The sequence below is a fragment of the Neisseria blantyrii genome, assembly GCF_962747855.1.
GTDB lineage: Bacteria > Pseudomonadota > Gammaproteobacteria > Burkholderiales > Neisseriaceae > Neisseria > Neisseria viridiae.
On sequence record NZ_CAUIZY010000001.1, the window covers coordinates 111,184 to 129,181 of the forward strand.

Consider the following 17,998-nt stretch of genomic DNA (forward strand, 5'->3'; position numbering starts at 1 on the left):
CGTGGCGGCACATATCGGACGCATCGATACGGACGCGCCTTTGAAATCTCTGTACGTCATCCACGGCGAGGAAGAACTGTTGCGTATCGAGGCATTGGACGCATTGAGGGCGGCGGCGAAGAAGCAGGGTTATCTCAACCGCGAAGCCTATACCGCCGACGCGTCTTTCGATTGGAACGAACTGCTGCAAACCGCAGGCAGTGCGGGTCTGTTTGCCGATTTGAAGCTGTTGGAACTGCATATCCCTAACGGCAAGCCCGGCAAAACCGGCGGCGAGGCGTTGCAGGATTTTGCCGCCCACCTGCCGGAAGATACGGTAACGCTGGTTTTGCTGCCCAAACTGGAGAAAACCCAGCTCCAGTCCAAATGGTTTGCCGCATTGGCGGCAAAGGGGGAAGTGTGGGAAGCCAAACCGGTCGGCGCGGCGGCTTTGCCCCAATGGATACGCGGACGGCTGGACAAAATCGGTTTGGGTATCGAGGCAGACGCATTGGCACTGTTTGCCGAGCGCGTGGAAGGCAATCTGTTGGCGGCGCGTCAGGAAATCGACAAGCTCGCGTTACTGTATCCGAAAGGGCATACCGTCAATATCGATGAGGCGCAAACCGCCGTTGCCAATGTTGCCCGCTTTGACGCGTTCCAACTGGCAGGCGCGTGGATGAAGGGCGATGTCCCCCGCGTATGCAGATTGTTGGACGGATTGCAGGAGGAAGGCGAAGAACCGGTGCTGCTTCTGTGGGCGGTTGCCGAAGACGTGCGGACGCTGATCCGGCTTGCCGCCGCCCTGAAGCAGGGGCAGAGCATCCAATCCGTCCGCAACAGCCTCAGGCTTTGGGGCGACAAGCAGACGCTCGCACCGCTTGCGGTCAAGCGGATTTCCGTCGTCCGCCTGCTTGACGCGCTCAAAACCTGCGCCCAAATCGACCGAATCATCAAAGGTGCGGAAGACGGCGACGCATGGACGGTATTCAAACGGCTTGTCGTGTCGCTGGCGGAATAAAGCGGTAATCCCCAAAATCCGAAAATACTGTAAAATACCGTTAATCCTGAAAAGTATTCACCAATCCGTCCGAAAACATTTCAGACGGCACGACCACCTCAATAAAGGAACATTAACCCTATGGACAATAAGACCAAACTGCGCTTGGGCGGCCTGATTTTACTGACCACCGCCGTTTTAAGCCTCATTATCGTATTGATTGTCGATTCCTGGCCGCTTGCCATCCTGCTTGCCACCGTCATCGTCGCCGCCGCTGCGGGCGGCTTTGTTTGGACATCCCGCCGACAGCAACGCCAGTTTATCGAACGTCTGAAAAAATTCGACATCGATCCCGAAAAAGGCAGAATCAACGAGGCAAACCTGCGCCGTATGTACCACAGCGGCGGACAACACCAGAAAGATGCGATTACCCTAATCTGCCTGTCGCAAAAATGTTCGGTGGACGAGGCGCACGCCATGTTCAAAAAACGCCCGACACGTCAGGAAATCAATCAAATGGCGGCAAAACAGTCGCGCGGTCAGAAACGTCCGCACCGTTAACCGCCGCAAGGCATCTTTGCACAAATGCCGTCTGAAGCCTGTTGGCGTTTCAGATGGCATATTCCGATTGAAAAGATGATGACACTGAAAACCGCCCCGCTCAAACGCCGCTTTGCCGCCATGCTGTACGAAATGCTGCTGGTCGGTGCGGCAACCTGTTTGGCAGCATTGATTGCCGGTATCGCCGCCATTTTTCTGAATCCCGTTTCTATCGCGGTTTCTGCATTGGTAACGAGTATCCTGATAATGGGAGCATGGTGGCTTTATTTCCGCGCCAACTGGCACGGTCAGGGGCAGACCTTGGCGATGAGGACATGGAAAATCGGCTTGTGCGACCTTAACGGCATACAGCCGTCTTTGCACCTGCTGCGCCTGCGCTTTATTTGGGCGTGCATATTCATCGTCTTCATTCCTATGCTTGCTTATGCCGGATTGCGCCACTTCCTCGGCATTCCGCCCAAGGGCGCGGCCGGTGCGGCATTGATTTGGCTGATTTTACCGTGGGGGTTCGCACTGCTGAATCCCGATCGGCAGTTTCTGTATGATTTTCTTGCAGGAACAAGATTGGTGGCGGTCAAAGGAAAGCCTTAAGCCTTTATACCGCAAAGGTTTCAACCTGAAAAAATGCCGTCTGAAAGGGCTTTCAGACGGTATTTGCTTATCGGGGAAACCGATTATTCGATATTCTGCACCTGTTCGCGCATCTGTTCGATCAGGACTTTCAGCTCGACCGAGGCTTGGGTGCATTCGGTAGCGATGGATTTGCTGCCCAAAGTGTTGGCTTCGCGGTTTAATTCCTGCATCAGGAAGTCCAGCCGTTTGCCGCTGCTGCCTTTGTGTTCGGTAACGATACGGCGCACTTCGGCAATGTGGGTGCGTAGGCGGCTGAACTCTTCGTCGATGTCGGATTTTTGGATAAAGAGGGCAAATTCCTGTTGCAGGCGGTCGTTGTCGATGCTGCCGACCGCTTCGGCAAGGCGGGCACGGATTTTTTCTTTATGCGCTTCCACCAGCGCGGGGAAGATTTCGCTCAATGCCCCGATGATTTCTTCCATGCTTTCGAGGCGTTGTAACAGGTGTTCGCCTAATTTCTTACCTTCCCGCTTGCGTGCGGCAGTGAAGTCTTTTAACGCTTTTTCGGTCAGTTCGGTAATGCTTTTTGCCAATTCTTCCGTACTTTCCCTTTGGCTTGCCAATACGCCAGGAAAACGTAAAATATCGGCAACCCCCAATTTTGCCAGGTCATGATGTTTACGGAGGGTTTGGTTGATTTCTGCAAGTTGTCCGACCAAGTCGTGATTCAGTTCCAAAGATTGGTTTCTGTTTTCCGTATCTTGAATTTGGATTTTGCATTCGACTTTGCCGCGCGCGATATGGGATGAAATTTTCTCGCGGATACCGCTTTCCAAATGGCGCAAATCATCCGGCATCCTGATTTGAATGTCCAAAAAGCGGTGGTTGACGGCGCGGATATCGAGGTTGATGCGTTTGCTGCCGCACTCTGCCGCCGCGTTGGCAAAGCCGGTCATGCTGTGGATGTGGATATTTCCGCTGCTCATGTCGTTTTCCGAAGTCCGTTAAAATGGAATCAATATATCACATCCAACTCAGCCACAGGCAAACTTTTTCCAGATTTACCTCGCACAAATAAGGGATGGACTGAAAAAACACAAGTACAATTTAAACTTGAAGGTCAAGGGAAGCCATATGTGAATAAAGGGAAAGGGGTAGTCAATACAGGACTGGGTAGGGCTGGCGGTAAAGAAACTTTTGAGAAACAGATTATTTATTTTGAAAAAATTGGAGACGTAAAATGAGTTATTTGATTTTGGATGATGATATGTATTTAATCTATGATTTTAAAAAAGTCATGAAAAGAGAAAAAGAATTTATTGAAAAGACAAGATTATTATCATTAAATGACGAAAGTATCTTTGGCATCAAAAAAGACAAAGGATTGTTTGCGTCAGATGAATGGTGGGCTAATATTGATTCCGGACAGATTATCACCAGAAGCGTTTCCGGAGTAATATCGTCAATATATGAGGCAGGAATGGAAAGAAGAAACATACCGAATAGTTTTAGTTTTATAGATGGTGAAGGCATCGTAAGGAATGAAAGTATGTATATGATGAATAAATCCGACAGACATTTATTTTGTGAAGGGAAAAAAATTGCTATTTTTTACGCGTATGACGAATTAAAAATATCAAAACAAAAAAAAGGAGACGTAATTGATTTGGAAAACAACTATGTTGAGCAAGTCATTGAAATGGCAATTTCAAAATAATCAGATGACGCCGGTGCCCAAGCCTACCAACTGGCCGATGGCGTCGGCAAAGTGGCCGATGCCGTCAAAAACCAAACCGGACAGCAAGGCGCCGTCCTCTTGTCCGTCGAAGCCGGCTTCGGCTTTAAAACCGCCAGCAAGGAACAAAACCAAAACTACCGCCAAAGCCGCGAAAGCAGCCTGAAAGCTGGCGGCGACATCAATATCCGCAGCCGCGAGGGCGACATTACCGTTGTATGGCGGCAAGCGTTTTCGGGTGTGAAAAATTGAAGGTTTTGCAGCGGTAGATTGGAATCACGCGCTTTTGTTGCTGCAAGGAAGGGAAATGCATCAAGCAAAATCTCCAAAACCCGAACAGGCTATGGTTTTTTTTGCCAAAATAATTTTTGCAAGCCGTTGGCTGCAAGTGCCGATTTATGCGGGGCTGATTGTTGTACGGGCAATTTATGCCTATGAGCTTTTGAAATCGTTGAGGTATCTGGACATGAATTTGGGTGTGTCGGACGAAAACGCCATCATGCTCGCTGTTTTGAATCTGATTGATGTGGTTATGATTGCGAATCTGCTGACCATGGTGCTGATTGGCGGGTATGAGACGTTCGTATCCCGGTTGCGCATCGACGACCATCCTGACCGGTCCGAATGGTTGAGCCATGTGAATGCACCGGTATTGAAGGTGAGGCTGTTGATGTCGATTATCGGCATTCATCCATCCATTTGCTCCAAACATTTATCAATTCCGCCAATCTGTCGGAAAAGCAGCTGATGTGGCAGTGTCTGGTGCATGTCTGCTTTTTGATTTCGGCGATTGCGATGGCTTGGACGGATAAAATAGTGTACGGCACGACGCACAAACCGCATTGATGTTTACCAAATAAAATACCCGACAAATTGTTTTGTCGGGTATTTTATTGTGTATATTTCAAACCGCTTCGGCTTCTTCGGTCAGGAAACCGCGCAGTTTCTGCATGGCTTTTGCTTCGATTTGGCGGATGCGTTCGGCAGATACGCCGTATTCGGCGGCAAGCTGGTGCAGCGTCAGACCGCCGTCATCTTGAAGCCAGCGGCTTTCCACAATACGGCGGCTCCTGTCATCCAGTTGCGCCAAAGCGTTTTGTAAACCTTCTGTTTGCAGCGCGTAATGTGCCTGTTTCGACAGTTGCCGGCTCGGTTCAGAATCGTGGTCGGCAAGCCAGTCGATGGGGGCGAAGCTGTCCTCGTCGTCGCTGTTGTCTGCCATGATGGCGATGTCGTGTCCCGTCATGCGCTGTTCCATTTCCAGAACTTCGGAAAGTTTGACACCCAAGTCGTCGGCAATGCTTTGCGCTTCTTTGGGGGACAGGGCGTTGAGGTTTTTACGCATACTGCGTAAATTGAAAAACAGCTTGCGTTGCGGCTTGGTGGTGGCAACGCGGACCAAACGCCAGTTTTTCAGGATAAATTCGTGAATTTCCGCTTTAATCCAATGCACGGCAAATGAAAACAGGCGTGCACCTCGACCTGGTTCGTAGCGTTTGACCGCCTTCATCAGACCGATATTTCCTTCCTGAATCAGGTCGGCCTGATTCAGTCCGTAGCCGTCATAGCCGCGCGCGATGGAAACGACGACGCGCAGGTGGGACAGGATAAGCTGTTTGGCAGCATTGAGGTCGCCTTTGTGTTGGCGTTCGGCAAGGCGTGTTTCTTCCTCTTGGGTCAGCATGGGAATGCTGTTGACGGTGTGGATGTATTGTTCGAGGCTGCCGTTGCCGCTTTGAATGGCAGGTAATGCAAAAGCGTTATTCATTTGAGGCATTTCCTTTCGGCTGGAACCGCGGGTTTGCGGTTGGGTGTTCGGATACAGTATATCACTGCTTGGATTGTGTTTTGTACGTTTGATAAAAGATATGCGGTAGGGGTTGATAAATAGGGAAATTTTATATCTGACTTTGATTGATTTTTTAAAGCTGATATTTTAGGTCGATTTGAATATTATATTACATTCGGTTCTGTATGTAAACAGTATCATGGAAAAGACTGTCCGCTTTGTGGACAGTTTCGGCATTAGGATTTTTTGTTGCGGAATATGAAAAGTATCAGTGTGATAAGGGTCAATATTCCTATCAACGGCCATGAGTTGCCGACTTTCATATAGGGCGTTTCACCGGTATAGCCTTTGATGTGTCCTTCCAATATGGTTTCGGTATCGGGTTGTGCTTGGGCAATGATATTGCCTTTGGGTGAGATGATGGCGGTCGCTCCGGTGTTGGTTGCGCGAACCATATAACGGCCGAGTTCCATGGCGCGTGCCTGGGACTGCTGTAGTTGCTGGTACATGGCGTTGGATTTTCCATACCATGCCATGTTGCTGATGTTGGCAAGCAGGGTGGAATCTTTTGCAGTAGTAATCAGTTCGTCGCCGAAACCGTCTTCGTAGCAGATGTTGAAGGCGACTTTTTGGTCTTTCATTTGAAGGGTGGGTTGGCTGTCACCGCCTTTGCGGAAGTCGGAAAGGGGCATGTCCATCATTTTGTAGAGCGGCGTGGTCAGAAAGGGCAGAGGTTTGTATTCGCCAAAGGGGACAAGGTGGTTTTTGGCATAATAGGGTATGCCGTTCGGATTGTTTTCTTGATAGCCGGTCAGGTTGATGACGGCATTCTCGTAGCCGCTGCCGTCTGAAGTGTATTGGCTGATGCCTACGGCGAGTGCGCTGCCGTTGTTTTGTGCTTGTTCGGCAAATTGTGCCAGTATGTTTTCCGGCAGGTTCTGACGCATGACGGGGATGGCGGTTTCGGGCAGGATGACGATGTCGGCAGTGGTTTTGCCGACCTGTTCGTAATATTTCTGTATGGTCGGGATAACTTGGTCTTCACGCCATTTGAGGGTTTGGTCGATGTTGCCTTGAAGCAGGGCGATGGTGCTGCGGCTGCCGTCGGGGCGGGTGAAGTCGGTTTGTCGGGCGGTGTAGCCTGCGACAAGCAGGGTGGCAATCAGGATAATTGGAAGCAGGCGTTTGCCCGAACGTGCGGTGTTATCAGTCGCCAAAACCAGCCAGACACCGAGAAAGGCGGTCGCCAGTGTAACCATGTGGATGCCGCCCAATGGGGCGAAACCTGCCAGCGGGCTGTCCGGGGTGATTTGGGAGTAGCCGATTGCGCCCCAGCCGAATCCGGTCAGGAAACGCTCGCGGGCAAACTCGGTCAGTGTCCACAAAACCGGCAATGCCAAGCCGGTTTTTATGCTTCGCGGCAGGGTAAATTTTTTCCATAACCAGAAACAGAGTGCCGGATAGAGGGCAAGGTAGGCCGGGAGCAGGAAGGTCAGTGGTACGGCATAGAGGTTGGGGAGTCCGGAAATGTCGTGGAGGGCGGTGTGTACCCAGTAGAATTGTGTCGAATATGCAGTCAGGGCAAACAGGTAGGCGGATGAAACGGCAAAACGCGGACGCAGTTCGATGAGGCGGACAAAGGCACCGAAAATCAACGGCATCAGCCAAAAGTGGTAGTAGGGTGCGAAAGTGAAGGGGGTGGCGGCGGCAAAAAGGATGAGCAAAGGCCAGTAGAGGGCGGGGTGCCGCCAGTATTTGTCCAGTTTGGAAAACATATTCGTCTGTCTGTTCGGAAGATGCCGCCTGAACGTCTTTCAGACGGCATCGGTATTTGAAAAAGGAATCAATGCCTGCCGAAACGATTCATCAGAGGCAAGGCGGGGCGCAGGCAATCGAACCGGAAAGCAGCCCGACAACGAGGTTGGCGAAGTACTCCGCCCAGCCCGCGTCCCAGTGTTGCGCGTGCAGGAAATCGTGCAGAAGGCCGAGGTTGTGGGCGACCAGTCCGCCGCCGGCAAGAAACATGGCAAGCGTGCCGATCACGCTCAAACCGCGCATAAACCAAGGCATAAAGGCAGTCAGCATTTGCCTCGAACGGCGCGAAAAGGCTTGTGGGCGGCGCATCAGCAGCATGCCCAAGTCGTCGAGTTTGACGATGACGGCGACGATTCCGTACACCAAAACAGTCATGCCGATGCCGATTGCCGCCATCACGAGCGAGCGCGTTATCAGGCTGTATTGCTCGACCACGCACAGCGCGATGATGATGATTTCTGCGGACAGGATAAAGTCGGTACGGATGGCACCTTTGATTTTAGCCTGCTCGTCAACCGTCGTTTCGCCGCCGTCATCATGCACGTCATGTCAGTGCAGAAACTTGTACGGCAGCTTTTCCACGCCTTCAAAGCACAAATAAATCCCCCCCCCTGCCGTCAAAAGCGGCGTAATGAGTTGCGGCAGGAAGGCGGAAAGCAGCAGAGCCACAGGCACAAAAAACAGTTTGTTGACAAAAGAACCTTTCGCCACCGGCCAAACAATCGGCAACTCGCGTTCTGCCGATACGCCTGTAACCCGGTTGGCATTGGATGCCAAATCGTCGCCGACCATGCCGGCGGTTTCCTTTGCGGCGGCTTTGGTCATCAGGGCAACATCGTCCAAAACGGCGGTGATGTCGTCCGGCAGGGTAAATAGTGAGGCAAATGCCATTAAAGAATCCTGAAATGCGGCGCAAAGTCCGACATTATAATAGGAGAACGCGGGTTTGGGCGGTCTCAGGCGGCATGAAACAGGAAAATGCCGTCTGAAGGCGGTGGCGGACATGAAATAAAGTTTCGTGAAAAGAAAATGCCGTGTTACAATCTTTCGATTTTAATTTCATGAATTTTAAGGGAGAATCTTTGGCGTGGATTGGATGAACAGTCTGTTTCTGCTGGGTGGCGCACTGTTGTTCCTGAGCGTGGTTTCGACCACTTTGTCCGCACGTTTGGGAATGCCTTTGCTGCTGGTGTTTCTTGCCGTCGGCATGCTGGCGGGCGAGGAAGGCGTTGGCGGCATTGCCTTCAATAATGTCGTGATGGCGAATTTCATCAGCCAGCTTGCTTTGGCGGTTATTCTGCTCGACGGCGGTTTGCGGACGCAGCTTTCCAGTTTTCGGATTGCGTTGAAGCCCGCGTCGGTACTCGCTTCGTGGGGCGTGTTTGCCACCGTGCTTCCGCTGGGACTGTTTGCAACTTTTTACCTCGGTTTGGATTGGAAGTTCGGCGTGCTGATGGCGGCGATTGTCGGTTCGACCGATGCCGGCGCGGTATTCAGCCTTTTGCGCAACAGCGGCGTGCGTTTGAACGAACGGGTGCAGGCGACTTTGGAAATCGAATCGGGTGCGAACGACCCGATGGCGGTTTTTTTGGTTACGGCACTGATTACCATGATTATGCAGCCGGCGGAATCGGGTGCGGCGGCGTTTGTCCGGATGCTTGCGCTGCAAATCGGTTTCGGTCTGCTGACGGGTTGGGCGGGCGGAAAGATATTGGCAAAGCTGGTACGCCGTCTGAATCTTGCGGAAGGTCTGTACGCGCTGCTGATTATGTCGGGCGGGCTGCTTGTGTTTGCGTTTACCAATACCATAGGCGGCAGCGGCTTTTTGGCGGTTTACCTTGCCGGCATCATTGTCGGCAACCAGCGCAACCGTGCGACGGAACACGTTTTGCGCGTGATGGACGGTTTGGCTTGGCTGGCACAGGCAACCCTGTTCGTCATGCTCGGTCTGCTGGTTTCTCCCGCCAGCGTGTTGGACAGGGCGGCGGAAGCCTTGGCGATTGCGGCGTTCCTGATGCTGGTCGCGCGTCCGCTGGCAGTGTTCGGCGGTTTGTGGAAATTCAATTACAGCCTGCGTGAAAAGGCGTATATCAGTTGGTTGGGCTTGCGCGGAGCCGTACCGATTTCGCTGGCGATGATGCCGTTGGTAACGGGCGTTCCCAATTCGCACCTGCTGTTTGATGTGGCGTTTGCCGTGGTGGTGCTGTCGCTGCTGATTCAGGGAACGACGATTCCTGTGATGGCGCGGCTGTTGAAGGTTGCCATGCCCAACAAGCCCGAACCGAAAGATACGCATGATATTTGGCTGGCGGAAAAGGAAATTGTCAGAATGTCGGCGTTTAAAGTGGTTGCCGAATCTGAAGCGGAGGGACACCATCCCGATACGGTCGAACCGATTTCCGATTCGTTTGACGCACGCTGTTTCGCATTGATACGCAACGGCAGCCGAATCGAAATGCAGTCCGACACCGTGCTTCAGGCGGAGGATTTGGCGTGGTACATCCTGCCCGACGGCAAGGTCGATAAAATGGCGAAATACTTTACCGAGACGGGTATCGGCGTCCGTGAGAATTTTGATTTCTTCGGCGAGTTTGTCGTTTCGCCGGCAGCACGTTCGGGCGATTTGGCACTTGCTTACGGTTTGAAGCTGGAAGCGGGCGAAGAGGGTTTGAGCCTTGCCGAGCTTTTCGATAAGCGTTCCGACAGTCAGGAGCCGGTCGAGGGCGACCGTATTGACATCGGCGGCTTTATGCTGACCGCGAAGGAGGTTGACGGGGACGGCAATATCGGGTCTATGGGTCTGAAAGTACCGCGTTAGAAAGGTTTGGTTTGAATGCCGTCTGAAGCCGGATTGCCGGTTTCAGACGGCATTTTGTCTGTTTAGTTTTTTTTGCCTTTTGCCTGTTTTACGTCTTTTTCGGTAACGCTTCCGCCGCCGTTGTCAAAGGCGTTCATGATATAAGTGGCGACGGCGGCAATGTCCGCATCGCTGATGGCGGTTGCGGGCATGAATCCGTTGTAGGTTTTGCCGTTGACTTTGATTGTACCGTTGATGCCTTTGACCATGCTGTGCAGCAGCACCTGCGGTTTTTTCATGATGAAGTCGGAGCGGTAGAGCGGCGGAAACATGATTCCGCGGCCTTCGCCTTTTTTGCCGTGGCAGGCGACGCAGTTGGATTCGTACACTTTTTGCCCTTTTGTCATGATGCTGTTGTCGGAGGCAGAAGCGGCGGCGCAGAGGAAGTACAAGACGAGGGCGGTCGGCAGTCGGGTTGTGTTCATTGGCATTTCCTTAATGTTTGAAACCTTGTTGTTGATTTTGCGTAGCGGGTGAAAGGTTTTTTTGCCGAATCGGTAGTATAGTGGATTAAATTTAAATCAGGACAAGGCGACGAAGCCGCAGACAGTACAAATAGTACGGCAAGGCGAGGCAACGCCGTACTGGTTTAAATTTAATCCACTATAAGGTTGCACTCGATGTGTTGTCCGGCATAGATGCCATCATACGCTAAAGTAGCGGGAAAATGCCGTCTGAACACGGCGTTCAGACGGCATTTTAGACATGGGTCAAACAGTTTCAACGCCAGCCGCCAAGGTTTTCTTCGGCAAGTGCGACGAGTGCGTCTATCCAGTCGGGGTTGTCGTTGAGGCAGGGGATGTAGCGGTAGCTTTTGCCACCTGCTTCATAAAACTGTTCCCGCCCCATCAGGGCGATTTCTTCCATGGTTTCCAAACAGTCTGCCAAAAAGCCCGGGCAGAATACGTCCAGCTCGGTTACCCCCTGTTTGGGCAGTTTGCCGAACAAATCCTGCGTGCTCGGTGTAACCCATTTTGCCCTGCCGAATTGGCTTTGGAATGATACGGTATATTCGTCTTCGGTCAGTTCCAGTGCTTCGGCAAGCAGTTTGGCGGTGTGGCGGCACTCGTCGGGATAGGGGTCGCCGAGGTCGTAGTGCTTCTGCGGTACGCCGTGAAAACTCAACATCAGTTTTTTCCCGCGCCCGTGTTCCGCCCAATATCGGAGGATGTGGTTTTTCATCGCATCAATGTAGCCGGCGTCGTCATAAAAGCGCGAAACGGTGCGGACGCTCATTTGGTTCCGTTGGCGCAGCAGTTGTTCGCATACTTTATCTACCGCCGCTCCGCTGCTGGAAGCGGCATATTGCGGATACAGGGGAATCGCAAGTAATCTGCCTACACCTTGGGATTTCAGTTCCGCCAATACATCCGCTATCGAAGGATTGCCGTAAGTCATGGCGTGGCGGACGATGAGGTCGGGCATACGCTCGGCAAGCGCGGCAGCTTGGCGTGCTGTGTAAACTTCTAGGGGCGAACCTTCCTTAAACCAGATTTTTTCATAGGCGTGCGCGCTTTTTTTGGCGCGGAAAGGCAATACGATGCCGCGTAAAACCGGCTGCCACAGCCATTTGGACAGTTCGACGACGCGCAAGTCCGACAAAAACGATTTGAGGTAGGGGCGGACGGCGCCGGCAGTCGGCGCGTCGGGCGTGCCGAGGTTCAACAGCAAAACGGCGGTACGGTTTTGTTGCGTATAAGAAAGGGAGGGTTCTGGAAGGAATGGAAGCATGATCGGTTTCTGAAAAATAGTGCGGGTAGGGTAAATCGACAAAATGCCGTCTGAAGCGGCTTCAGACGGCATTGCCGAGAGTCAGTCTGTGCCGCGAGCGCGGTTTTCGTGGAATTGTGCCTGCCAGTCGGCAAATTTGCCTCGTTCGACGGCTTCGCGCATTTCCGCCATGATAACTTGGTAGAAATGCAGGTTGTGGATGGTGTTCAATTGCGCGCCCAAGATTTCGCCGGCGCGGTGCAGATGGTGTAGGTAGGCGCGGCTGAAGTTTTGGCAGGCGTAGCAGGTGCAGCTTTCGTCTATCGGACGCTTGTCGAGCTTGTGTTTGGCGTTTTTGATTTTCAAATCGCCGAAACGGGTAAACAGCCAGCCGTTGCGCGCATTGCGGGTGGGCATCACGCAGTCGAACATATCGATGCCGTGCGCCACGCCGTACACGAGGTCTTCCGGCGTGCCTACGCCCATCAGGTAATGTGGTTTGTGTTCGGGCAGCATCGGACCGACGGCGCGCAACATGCGGTACATTTCGGGCTTGGGTTCGCCAACAGACAAGCCGCCGATGGCCAAGCCGGGAAAGTCGAGTTCTTCCAAACCTTTCAGCGACTCTTCACGCAAATCTTCATACATCGCGCCTTGCACGATGCCGAACAGCGCGTTCGGGTTTTTCAAATCTTCAAAGGCTTTTTTGCTCCGTTCCGCCCAGCGCAGGCTCATTTGCAGCGATTTTCGCGCCTGTTCGCGCGTTGCCTCGCCCGGCGTGCATTCGTCCAACTGCATCGCGATGTCCGAGTTCAAAACCGTTTGGATTTTCATAGAAATTTCAGGCGATAAAAACAGCTTGTCGCCGTTGATCGGGCTTTTGAACGTACAGCCTTCTTCTGTCAGCTTGCGCATATCCGACAAAGAAAAAACCTGAAAACCGCCCGAGTCGGTCAGAATCGGTTTGTCCCAGCCGATAAAACCGTGAAGCCCTCCAAAGCGTTCGATGACCTCCAAACCCGGACGCAGCCATAAATGATAAGTGTTGCCCAAAATAATTTGCGCCTTGATGTCGTGCAGGTTTTGCGGGTTCATCGCTTTGACCGAACCATATGTGCCGACCGGCATGAAAACCGGCGTTTCGATTTTGCCGTGGTTCAACTCCAGCGTGCCGCGTCGGGCGAGACCGTCTTTTTTGTGTAAAGTAAATTTAAGCATAAGATTGAATGTCAGTTGGGCGACAGGGGTCGAAATATATTTTAAAAGACGGCATTATAAATGATTTCCCACGGTTTTTCAGACGGTATCCCCAAATCTTGCCGCAATGTTGCATAAAGAAATGCACATGCCTCTTGCAAAAATTAAAACGACCCGATAAAATGCAAAAATTCTTTGAAGGCACGTAGCTCAGTTGGTTAGAGCACCACCTTGACATGGTGGGGGTCGTTGGTTCGAATCCAATCGTGCCTACCAAATTTCCCAAACGGCATTTATGCCGTTATTTTTTAATGTTTTGGAGCTTTTTGATGTTGAACATTACCTTGCCGGACGGCTCAGTCCGCCAGTACGAATCGCCCGTTACCGTGGCACAGATTGCCGCGTCTATCGGAGCAGGTTTGGCGAAGGCGGCAGTGGCAGGTAAGGTAAACGGCAAATTGATCGATGTGTGCGATCCGATTACCGAAGATTCAAGTGTCCAAATCATTACCCCGAAAGATCGCGAAGGCGTTGAAATCATCCGCCACTCTTGCGCCCACCTTGTCGGTCACGCAGTCAAGCAGCTTTATCCGAATGCAAAAATGGTTATCGGCCCCGTCATCGAAGAGGGCTTTTATTACGATATTGCTACGGAAAAACCGTTTACGCCCGAAGATGTTGCCGCCATCGAAGCGCGTATGAAAGAATTGATTGCACAAGATTATGATGTAATCAAAATCATGACCCCGCGTGCCGAAACCATCAAAATCTTCCAAGATCGCGGCGAAGAATACAAACTGCGCCTGATTGACGATATGCCCGAAGTGGAAGCAATGGGTATGTATCATCATCAGGAATATGTCGATATGTGCCGCGGCCCGCACGTTCCGAACACCCGTTTCCTGAAAAACTTCAAGCTGACCAAGCTGGCAGGCGCATACTGGCGCGGCGACAGCAACAATGAAATGCTGCAACGCATCTACGGCACGGCGTGGGCGACAAAAGACGAGCTGAAAGCCTATATTCAACGTATCGAAGAAGCCGAAAAACGCGACCACCGCAAACTTGGCAAGCAATTGGATCTGTTTCATCTGCAAGACGAAGCACCGGGTATGGTGTTTTGGCATCCAAAAGGCTGGGCTTTGTGGCAAGTGATTGAACAGCATATGCGTAAAGAGCTGAATGTTGCCGGTTATAAAGAGGTCAAAACGCCTCAGATTATGGATAAAACCTTCTGGGAAAAATCCGGCCACTGGGAAAACTATAAAGACAATATGTTCGTGACCAGTTCTGAAAAACGTGAATACGCGGTTAAACCGATGAACTGTCCGGGTCATGTGCAAATTTTCAATAACGGCTTGCGCTCATATCGCGATTTGCCAATGCGTTTAGCTGAGTTCGGTTCTTGCCACCGTAATGAACCAAGCGGTGCATTGCATGGTCTGATGCGTGTTCGCGGTTTTGTACAAGATGATGCGCACATCTTCTGTACCGAAGATCAAATCGTTGATGAAGCACGCGCATTCAATGAATTGCTGGTTCGCATTTACAAACAATTCGGCTTCCATGATGTTGCCGTGAAGTTGTCCCTCCGCCCTGAACAACGTGCAGGTTCTGACGAAGTTTGGGATAAAGCCGAACAAGGCCTGCGTGATGCATTGACCGCTTGCGGCGTAGAGTGGGAAGAGTTGCCTGGCGAGGGTGCATTCTATGGTCCTAAGATTGAGTACCATGTTAAAGATGCCTTGGGTCGCTCTTGGCAGTGTGGTACCCTGCAGTTGGACTTCGTATTGCCAGAGCGTTTGAATGCTGAATATGTAACAGAAAACAACGACCGTGCGCGTCCTGTAATGTTGCACCGTGCTATTTTGGGTTCATTGGAGCGCTTCATCGGTATTCTGATTGAAAATCATGCAGGCTCATTCCCATTGTGGCTTGCGCCGGTTCAAATGGTGATTATGAATATCACCGAGAACCAAGCAGATTATTGTCGCGAAGTGGCTGCCAAGTTGCAGGCGGCAGGCTTCCGTGTCGAATTGGATTTGCGTAACGAAAAAATCGGTTACAAAATCCGTGACAACAGCCAATACCGTTTCCCTTATCAAATTGTCGTCGGCGATAAAGAGAAACAAGAAAACAAAGTTGCGGTACGCCGCAAAGCAGAAGACTTGGGTTCTTTGAATGTAGATGATTTTATTGCTCAATTGCAGCAAGAAATCACTGACGCCCTCGTCAATCATTAATTTTTATAGGAGTATTCATCATCGCTCAAGAACGCGAAGCACGAATCAATGGTGAAATTACCGCCAAAGAAGTGCGATTAATCAGTGAGTCAGGCGATCAGCTTGGTGTCGTTTCAGTTCGTGAAGCTCTGGCTATGGCCGAAGAGCAAGATGTCGATTTGGTAGAAATTTCCCCGACTGCCAAACCGCCCGTATGCAAACTGATGGATTACGGTAAATACAAATACCAACAAGCCAAGAAGCGCGACGAAGCCAAGAAAAACCAAAAGCAGGTACAAATCAAGGAAATTAAATTCCGTCCGGGTACTGATGAAGGCGACTATCAAATCAAGATGCGCAACATCAACCGCTTCCTTGCCGATGGTGACAAAGTCAAAGTGACATTGCGTTTCCGCGGTCGTGAGATGGCCCACCAACAATTGGGCGCCCAACTGCTTGAACGCGTAAAAGAAGAGTTGGCTGAAGTGGCACAAATCGAGTCCTTCCCTAAAATGGAAGGTCGGCAAATGGTGATGATGATTGCACCGAAGAAAAAATAAAGTTATAATTTTCAGCTTACTCCGATTGCCGCTTCGGAGTAAGTTTTTGATTGGCGGCAAAAACCGTGGCATTTTGGGTCCAAGTGTTGGAAACCGACGGTTTATAACCCCCTGATGCCTTATCCAATAACAAATGGAGTTTTCCTATGCCTAAAATGAAAACCAAGTCTAGCGCGAAAAAACGCTTCAAAGTACTGGGTAACGGTGGTGTAAAACGCGGTCATGCGTTCAAAAGTCACATCCTGACCAAAAAAACCACTAAAACCAAACGCCAATTGCGCGGCACCGCTATGGTGGATTCACGCGATTTGGCTTCTGTTGCCAAAATGTTGCCCTACGCTTAAGGAGTTTAGAATATGCCACGCGTAAAACGCGGTGTAACCGCCCGTGCCCGTCACCAAAAAATCTTCGCGTTAGCCAAAGGCTACCGCGGTCGTCGTAAAAATGTCTACCGCGTTGCCAAACAGGCGGTAATGAAAGCCGGTCAATACGCATACCGCGACCGTCGCCAACGCAAACGCCAATTCCGCCAACTGTGGATTGTCCGTATCAATGCAGGTGCGCGTGAAAACGGTTTGTCTTACAGCAAATTTATGAACGGCCTGAAACGCGCCTCTATCGAAATCGACCGCAAAGTATTGGCTGATTTGGCCGTGTTCGATAAAGCCGCTTTTGCACAATTGGTTGAAAAAGCCAAAGCTGCTTTGGCTGCTTAAGCCAAAAAATTGAAAAGGAAGCTGCGGCTTCCTTTTTTCTTTGTTTGCAGAAATTCTATGTGATTGATTTTCTTTCTTTAAAGTCTATTTTTTTAAATAAATTTGCGTTAAAATACAGAAAATTTATCCAATGGATTGGCCGTGAAGAAAATAAGGTCGTCTGAAGAGTCTGATATGTCAGGCTATACAGGCGGCCTCATTGTTTCAGGTGGCATATCATTAATTGACAGACTTGATATTATGGAAAATGTAAACCGTATCGTTGCAGAAGGCATTGCCGCAGTAGAAGCTGCGCAAGATTTCAATACATTAGAACAAATTAAAGCACGCTATCTCGGTAAAACCGGCGAATTGACCGGGCTTCTGAAAACTTTGGGTCAAATGTCGCCTGAAGAGCGCAAAACCATAGGCGCGCATATCAATGAGTGCAAAAACCGGTTTCAGACGGCCTTTAACGATAAGCGCGATGCCCTCAACGAAGCCAAACTTCAATCCCGGCTTGATGCCGAAGCCCTTGACATTACCCTGCCCGGACGCGCTCAGGAAGGCGGCAGCCTGCATCCCGTAACCCTGACCTTGCAACGTGTGGTCGAGCTGTTCCACGGAATGGGTTTTGAAGTGGCGGATGGACCTGAAATCGAAGACGATTTCCACAATTTCCAAGCCCTGAACATCCCTGCAAACCATCCTGCCCGTGCGATGCAGGATACGTTTTACGTTGAAAACGGCGATGTTTTGCGTACGCACACTTCGCCGATTCAAATCCGCTATATGCTCGATAAAAAAGAGCCGCCCATCCGCATTATCGCCCCCGGCCGCGTTTACCGTGTGGACAGCGATGCCACGCACTCGCCTATGTTCCATCAGGCGGAAGGCTTGTGGGTGGAAGAGGGCGTGACTTTTGCCGATTTGAAAGCCGTGTTCACCGACTTTATCCGCCGCTTTTTTGAACGCGATGATTTGCAGGTGCGTTTCCGCCCGTCTTTCTTCCCGTTCACCGAACCGTCCGCCGAAATCGACATTATGGGCGAAAACGGCAAATGGCTGGAAGTCGGCGGCTGCGGTATGGTGCATCCCAACGTGTTGAAAAATGTGAATATCGATCCCGAAAAATACACCGGTTTCGCCTTCGGCATCGGCCTCGACCGTTTCGCCATGTTGCGTTACAACGTGAATGATTTGCGACTGTTTTTTGATAACGATTTGAACTTTTTGAAGCAGTTCGCGAAATGATTGTGCAGGCTGCCTGAATATGAAAAAGCAGCCTGCACATTTTCAGGTAGC

19 protein-coding genes, 1 tRNA gene and 1 pseudogene are annotated in these 17,998 nt (G+C 51.0%); 14 read left to right on the forward strand and 7 right to left on the reverse strand.

Going from position 1 to position 17,998, the window contains the following annotated elements; genetic code table 11:
- The first annotated feature begins 1 nt into the window (after position 1).
- From holA to Q9J80_RS00610, 3 genes are all read left to right on the forward strand, one after another.
- A complete protein-coding gene (gene holA, locus Q9J80_RS00600; RefSeq protein ID WP_301673537.1) occupies positions 2–1,000 on the forward strand; it encodes a DNA polymerase III subunit delta in 999 nt (332 codons plus the stop codon).
- Between the two features lie 120 nt (positions 1,001–1,120).
- The gene (locus Q9J80_RS00605) at positions 1,121–1,540 is read left to right on the forward strand and encodes a hypothetical protein (RefSeq protein WP_300906125.1); all 420 of its coding nucleotides are present in this window, start codon (positions 1,121–1,123) and stop codon (positions 1,538–1,540) included.
- A 75-nt stretch (positions 1,541–1,615) separates the two neighbouring features.
- Positions 1,616–2,131 (forward strand): RDD family protein, encoded by a 516-nt coding sequence (locus tag Q9J80_RS00610; protein WP_012221432.1) that lies wholly within the window; start codon positions 1,616–1,618, stop codon positions 2,129–2,131.
- Between the two features lie 83 nt (positions 2,132–2,214).
- On the opposite strand, the gene Q9J80_RS00615 is transcribed toward Q9J80_RS00610, so the two are convergent.
- Entirely contained in the window at positions 2,215–3,099 is an 885-nt protein-coding gene (locus tag Q9J80_RS00615) for a YicC/YloC family endoribonuclease (protein ID WP_101122177.1), read from the reverse strand.
- On the opposite strand from Q9J80_RS00615, the gene Q9J80_RS00620 reads away from it, so the two are divergent.
- Genes Q9J80_RS00620 through Q9J80_RS00635 form a run of 4 tightly spaced genes read left to right on the forward strand, consistent with a single transcriptional unit; the run spans position 3,073 to position 4,596 of the window.
- Entirely contained in the window at positions 3,073–3,357 is a 285-nt protein-coding gene (locus tag Q9J80_RS00620; RefSeq protein ID WP_304671323.1) for a hypothetical protein, read from the forward strand. The two genes, Q9J80_RS00615 and Q9J80_RS00620, sit on opposite strands and share 27 nt — an antisense overlap.
- Positions 3,354–3,830, forward strand: coding sequence for an immunity protein RhsI2 family protein (locus tag Q9J80_RS00625; RefSeq protein WP_301673539.1), 477 nt, complete (start codon positions 3,354–3,356; stop codon positions 3,828–3,830). Before Q9J80_RS00620 ends, Q9J80_RS00625 begins: the two co-directional genes overlap by 4 nt.
- Before the next feature lie 51 nt (positions 3,831–3,881).
- A complete protein-coding gene (locus Q9J80_RS00630; protein ID WP_301673540.1) occupies positions 3,882–4,100 on the forward strand; it encodes a hemagglutinin repeat-containing protein in 219 nt (72 codons plus the stop codon).
- 55 nt (positions 4,101–4,155) lie between these two features.
- Positions 4,156–4,596 (forward strand): YqhA family protein, encoded by a 441-nt coding sequence (locus Q9J80_RS00635; RefSeq protein WP_301673541.1) that lies wholly within the window; start codon positions 4,156–4,158, stop codon positions 4,594–4,596.
- Positions 4,597–4,752: 156 nt separating this feature from the next.
- Here the strand turns inward: Q9J80_RS00635 and rpoH are convergent, their stop codons facing one another.
- The 3 genes and pseudogenes from rpoH to Q9J80_RS00650 form a co-directional block, all read right to left on the reverse strand.
- Positions 4,753–5,616 (reverse strand): RNA polymerase sigma factor RpoH, encoded by an 864-nt coding sequence (gene rpoH, locus Q9J80_RS00640; protein ID WP_301673542.1) that lies wholly within the window; start codon positions 5,614–5,616, stop codon positions 4,753–4,755.
- Positions 5,617–5,873: 257 nt separating this feature from the next.
- Positions 5,874–7,412 carry an apolipoprotein N-acyltransferase gene (gene lnt, locus Q9J80_RS00645; RefSeq protein WP_301673543.1) on the reverse strand — a complete coding sequence of 513 codons (1,539 nt, stop codon included), beginning with the start codon at positions 7,410–7,412 and terminating at the stop codon, positions 5,874–5,876.
- Positions 7,413–7,480: 68 nt separating this feature from the next.
- Positions 7,481–8,343 (reverse strand): annotated as a pseudogene (locus Q9J80_RS00650) (DUF808 domain-containing protein).
- Positions 8,344–8,548: 205 nt separating this feature from the next.
- On the opposite strand from Q9J80_RS00650, the gene Q9J80_RS00655 reads away from it, so the two are divergent.
- On the forward strand, positions 8,549–10,270 hold the full coding sequence (locus tag Q9J80_RS00655) for a potassium/proton antiporter (protein ID WP_301668989.1): 1,722 nt from the start codon (positions 8,549–8,551) through the stop codon (positions 10,268–10,270).
- 62 nt (positions 10,271–10,332) lie between these two features.
- Here the strand turns inward: Q9J80_RS00655 and Q9J80_RS00660 are convergent, their stop codons facing one another.
- From Q9J80_RS00660 to tgt, 3 genes are all read right to left on the reverse strand, one after another.
- Positions 10,333–10,734, reverse strand: coding sequence for a c-type cytochrome (locus Q9J80_RS00660; protein ID WP_308446906.1), 402 nt, complete (start codon positions 10,732–10,734; stop codon positions 10,333–10,335).
- Positions 10,735–11,029: 295 nt separating this feature from the next.
- Complete coding sequence (hemH, locus tag Q9J80_RS00670; protein ID WP_301673544.1) at positions 11,030–12,112, reverse strand: ferrochelatase; 1,083 nt, start codon at positions 12,110–12,112, stop codon at positions 11,030–11,032.
- 9 nt (positions 12,113–12,121) lie between these two features.
- Complete coding sequence (gene tgt / locus Q9J80_RS00675; RefSeq protein WP_118791880.1) at positions 12,122–13,237, reverse strand: tRNA guanosine(34) transglycosylase Tgt; 1,116 nt, start codon at positions 13,235–13,237, stop codon at positions 12,122–12,124.
- 178 nt (positions 13,238–13,415) lie between these two features.
- Here tgt and Q9J80_RS00680 point away from each other — a divergent pair.
- The 6 genes from Q9J80_RS00680 to pheS all read left to right on the forward strand — a co-directional run bounded on the left by Q9J80_RS00680 (position 13,416) and on the right by pheS (position 17,947).
- Positions 13,416–13,492 (forward strand) — tRNA-Val (locus Q9J80_RS00680).
- A 53-nt stretch (positions 13,493–13,545) separates the two neighbouring features.
- Positions 13,546–15,459 (forward strand): threonine--tRNA ligase, encoded by a 1,914-nt coding sequence (gene thrS / locus Q9J80_RS00685; protein WP_301673546.1) that lies wholly within the window; start codon positions 13,546–13,548, stop codon positions 15,457–15,459.
- Positions 15,460–15,479: 20 nt separating this feature from the next.
- A complete protein-coding gene (infC, locus tag Q9J80_RS00690; protein ID WP_256388734.1) occupies positions 15,480–15,998 on the forward strand; it encodes a translation initiation factor IF-3 in 519 nt (172 codons plus the stop codon).
- Between the two features lie 146 nt (positions 15,999–16,144).
- Entirely contained in the window at positions 16,145–16,342 is a 198-nt protein-coding gene (gene rpmI / locus Q9J80_RS00695; protein ID WP_003675505.1) for a 50S ribosomal protein L35, read from the forward strand.
- Between the two features lie 12 nt (positions 16,343–16,354).
- Positions 16,355–16,714 (forward strand): 50S ribosomal protein L20, encoded by a 360-nt coding sequence (gene rplT, locus Q9J80_RS00700; RefSeq protein ID WP_002214103.1) that lies wholly within the window; start codon positions 16,355–16,357, stop codon positions 16,712–16,714.
- A 240-nt stretch (positions 16,715–16,954) separates the two neighbouring features.
- Positions 16,955–17,947, forward strand: coding sequence for a phenylalanine--tRNA ligase subunit alpha (gene pheS / locus Q9J80_RS00705; RefSeq protein WP_301668982.1), 993 nt, complete (start codon positions 16,955–16,957; stop codon positions 17,945–17,947).
- The last annotated feature ends 51 nt before the right edge of the window (positions 17,948–17,998 follow it).

Bases quoted from the DNA above. Each gene is read 5' to 3' on its own strand.
- Q9J80_RS00605 (WP_300906125.1), top strand. From the start codon at position 1,121: ATGGACAATAAGACCAAACTGCGCTTGGGCGGCCTGATTTTACTGACC.
- Q9J80_RS00610 (WP_012221432.1), top strand. From the start codon at position 1,616: ATGATGACACTGAAAACCGCCCCGCTCAAACGCCGCTTTGCCGCCATG.
- rpmI (WP_003675505.1), top strand. From the start codon at position 16,145: ATGCCTAAAATGAAAACCAAGTCTAGCGCGAAAAAACGCTTCAAAGTA.
- Q9J80_RS00615 (WP_101122177.1), bottom strand. From the start codon at position 3,099: ATGAGCAGCGGAAATATCCACATCCACAGCATGACCGGCTTTGCCAAC.
- rpoH (WP_301673542.1), bottom strand. From the start codon at position 5,616: ATGAATAACGCTTTTGCATTACCTGCCATTCAAAGCGGCAACGGCAGC.
- tgt (WP_118791880.1), bottom strand. From the start codon at position 13,237: ATGCTTAAATTTACTTTACACAAAAAAGACGGTCTCGCCCGACGCGGC.
- Q9J80_RS00625 (WP_301673539.1), top strand. From the start codon at position 3,354: ATGAGTTATTTGATTTTGGATGATGATATGTATTTAATCTATGATTTT.
- rplT (WP_002214103.1), top strand. From the start codon at position 16,355: ATGCCACGCGTAAAACGCGGTGTAACCGCCCGTGCCCGTCACCAAAAA.
- Q9J80_RS00635 (WP_301673541.1), top strand. From the start codon at position 4,156: ATGCATCAAGCAAAATCTCCAAAACCCGAACAGGCTATGGTTTTTTTT.
- pheS (WP_301668982.1), top strand. From the start codon at position 16,955: ATGGAAAATGTAAACCGTATCGTTGCAGAAGGCATTGCCGCAGTAGAA.
- lnt (WP_301673543.1), bottom strand. From the start codon at position 7,412: ATGTTTTCCAAACTGGACAAATACTGGCGGCACCCCGCCCTCTACTGG.
- hemH (WP_301673544.1), bottom strand. From the start codon at position 12,112: ATGCCGTCTGAAGCCGCTTCAGACGGCATTTTGTCGATTTACCCTACC.
- Q9J80_RS00660 (WP_308446906.1), bottom strand. From the start codon at position 10,734: ATGAACACAACCCGACTGCCGACCGCCCTCGTCTTGTACTTCCTCTGC.
- thrS (WP_301673546.1), top strand. From the start codon at position 13,546: ATGTTGAACATTACCTTGCCGGACGGCTCAGTCCGCCAGTACGAATCG.
- Q9J80_RS00655 (WP_301668989.1), top strand. From the start codon at position 8,549: ATGAACAGTCTGTTTCTGCTGGGTGGCGCACTGTTGTTCCTGAGCGTG.